The following is a 1,945-nucleotide window of genomic DNA, read 5'->3' as shown; positions in this document are numbered from 1 at the left end:
TTTGGGCCGCAGGTGCTACCTGGGTACGTACTTGTGGTCAGGTTACGTCACGGTCCCCTGAGGTGGCGGTTGTGGAGGGGGACGGGATGCGTTGTTTACCCGTCAGTGTCCCCGACACTTTGGGTGTTGGTCGCCTTTGGGCCGCAGGTGCTACCTGGGTACGTACTTGTGGTCAGGTTACGTCACGGTCCCCTGAGGTGGCGGTTGTGGAGGGGGACGGGATGCGTTGTTTACCCGTCAGTGTCCCCGACACTTTGGGTGTTGGTCGCCTTTGGGCCGCAGGTGCTACCTGGGTACGTACTTGTGGTCAGGTTACGTCACGGTCCCCTGAGGTGGCGGTTGTGGAGGGGGACGGGATGCGTTGTTTACCCGTCAGTGTCCCCGACACTTTGGGTGTTGGTCGCCTTTGGGCCGCAGGTGCTACCTGGGTACGTACTTGTGGTCAGGTTACGTCACGGTCCCCTGAGGTGGCGGTTGTGGAGGGGGACGGGATGCGTTGTCCACCCGTCAGTGTCGGTTGGGCTTCTGGCCGGGGCGAGGGGCCCTTGGCGTGGGCTTGGCCGTTTTCCTGGTCTCGTCCTCGCGGTCGAGGAGCCTGGTGAGGACGTGCTGCTGGCCGAAGGTCCACACGTTGTTGGCGAGGAAGTAGATCAGCACGCCGATCGGCATCGGGAAGAAGGCGCCCGAGACCAGCATGCCGGCGGGCGCGAGGTAGGCCATGACCTTGGTGATGCCGGCCAGCTGCGGGTTCGCGCTCGGTTGGCGAGCGGCGCCGAACCGGATCGACAGGAACGTCGCGAGGCCGGCGACGACCATCAGCGGAACGCCGACCGCGATCAGGTGTGTCCGATCGGTGCCGAAGGCGGCCAGCTCGGCGGCCGGCTGGGAGATCCAGTTGCCGAGCGTGGCACCGAAGAGGTCGGCACCCAGGAACGACTCCACACCGGACCGGTCGAACACCTGGTTGGACTGGGCGGTGGGGGTGAAGTCGCGCAGCACCCAGTAGAGGCTGAGGAACACCGGGATCTGCAGCAGCGCGGGCAGGCAGCCGCCCAGCGGGCTGGTGCCGGTCTCGGCGTGCAGCTTCTGGATCTCCCTGGCCAGGCGCTGGCGGTCGGAGCCGTACCGCTCCTTGAGCTTGCGCATCCGCGGGGCGAGCTCCTGCGCGCGCCGGCCGGCACGCAGGGCGGCCACCGCCGGCTTCAGCAGCAGCACACGCAGGGTGAAGACGAGGAACACGATGGCCAGCACCCAGGCCAGGCCGGCGTCGGGGTCGAGCAGGGCACCGAAGGCCGTGTGCCAGAACCAGAGGATGGCAGAGACAGGGTAGAGAACGATGTCGAACATGAAAGGTCACTCCGTCGCTCGAGGTGGACAGGCGGAAGCGACTGCCTCGTGCGCAGGGAGTGGTCAGGCAGCCGCGCTGCCCGGTGACGGAGCTCGTGGGCGGGTACGACCCGGGGCGTCGGGATCACGTAGACGCAGGAAGAGCTGCGCGCGTTCGCGCAGGCTGATGGTGCGGACCCGGGCCTCGGCGGCGGTCGGCTCGAGCTGGACGTGGACCGCGACCGCGAGCAGGGTGACGGCCAGCGACGTGGTCAGCGCCGTGGCGACGCCCAGGGGGTTGACTCCCCCGGCGGCCGGGAGCGCGATGAACAACGCGGGCAGGACCAGCGCGAGCAGCAGCGTAAGCCGCGTCATCGCACTGGTCCTCGTCATACCTCCAGCCTACCCCGGGTTAGGGCGCGTTTGGTGGATCTTGGTCGATGCGGTTCGTGATCCGGATGGTTCCTGGCAAGGCGGAGCGTCGGCCTCGTACCGGGTCGTACTCGGCCGATGCGACAACGCCGCCAGGGGCCATCCGGGCGCGGACCGCGCGGCCGGAGAGCCACCAGACGTGCCCTAGGGAGCGTCCTCAAAGCCAGAGGGTGAGGGTGGCCAGGTC

2 protein-coding genes are annotated in these 1,945 nt (G+C 67.9%); both read right to left on the bottom strand.

What is annotated here, in order from left to right; genetic code table 11:
- Positions 1 to 507: 507 nt before the first annotated feature.
- Positions 508 to 1,347: a membrane protein insertase YidC gene (gene yidC / locus BU204_RS36570; RefSeq protein ID WP_075130375.1), complete on the bottom strand. Its 840-nt coding sequence runs from the start codon at positions 1,345 to 1,347 to the stop codon at positions 508 to 510.
- Positions 1,348 to 1,410: 63 nt separating this feature from the next.
- A complete protein-coding gene (locus BU204_RS36565) occupies positions 1,411 to 1,719 on the bottom strand; it encodes a DUF6412 domain-containing protein (RefSeq protein WP_075130374.1) in 309 nt (102 codons plus the stop codon).
- Positions 1,720 to 1,945: the final 226 nt, after the last annotated feature.

It is taken from the genome of Actinophytocola xanthii, from assembly GCF_001921205.1.
Classification (GTDB): domain Bacteria; phylum Actinomycetota; class Actinomycetes; order Mycobacteriales; family Pseudonocardiaceae; genus Actinophytocola; species Actinophytocola xanthii.
Note: the sequence above shows the minus strand (reverse complement) of the source record. Positions and strands in the feature narration are given on the sequence as shown.

Coding starts and splice junctions, on each gene's coding strand:
- BU204_RS36565 (WP_075130374.1), bottom strand. CDS start 1,719: ATGACGAGGACCAGTGCGATGACGCGGCTTACGCTGCTGCTCGCGCTG.
- yidC (WP_075130375.1), bottom strand. CDS start 1,347: ATGTTCGACATCGTTCTCTACCCTGTCTCTGCCATCCTCTGGTTCTGG.